This is a genomic window from Pseudomonas sp. 05T35, from assembly GCF_056396605.1.
This window is the reverse complement of record NZ_JBFTLU010000912.1, coordinates 1-558: the sequence shown is the minus strand read 5'-3', so window position 1 is coordinate 558 and position 558 is coordinate 1. Positions and strand designations below refer to the sequence as shown.

Genomic DNA, 558 nt, shown 5'->3' with positions numbered 1-558 from the left:
CCCTGATCGCGGGTGTACTCGAAATGCGGAATCCCGCCGATCACGTCGGCACCGAGGAGAATGGCTTCCTCCATCAAATCGCGGCCATTGCGATACGACTCGATGCCTTCCTGGGGGAAGGCGACGATTTGCAGGTCGATCAGGTGTCGACTCTCTTCACGCACTTCGAGCATCGCCTTGAGCGCGGTCAACTGCGGGTCGGTCACGTCGACGTGGGTACGTACATGCTGGATACCGTGGGCGGCGAGGGCGCTGATGGTCTTTTTGGCGCGGGTCTTGGTGTCTTCCACCGTGATGGTTGCCTTGCGCTCGCCCCAGCATTCAATGCCTTCGAACAACGTGCCGCTCATGTTCCAGCGCGGTTCACCGGCGGTCAGCGTCGCATCGAGGTGGATGTGTGGCTCGACGAAGGGCGGCACCACCAGATTCCCACCGGCATCGAGGTCTTCGGGTCCGAGGGTCGGGGCTTCGGTCTGACGGGCGATGTTGGCAATCAGGCCGTTTTCCAGGTGCAGTTCATGCAGGCCTTCATGGTTGCGCAGGCGGGCGTTGATGATG

Annotated in this window: 1 protein-coding gene; it reads right to left on the bottom strand. The window is 61.6% G+C overall.

Annotation, left to right across the window (positions count from 1 at the left end; all coding sequences use genetic code 11):
- The coding region (locus AC1DH9_RS30635) for an amidohydrolase family protein (RefSeq protein ID WP_477809516.1) at positions 1-557 on the bottom strand (557 nt) is incomplete at its 3' end.
- Between the last annotated feature and the right edge of the window lies 1 nt (position 558).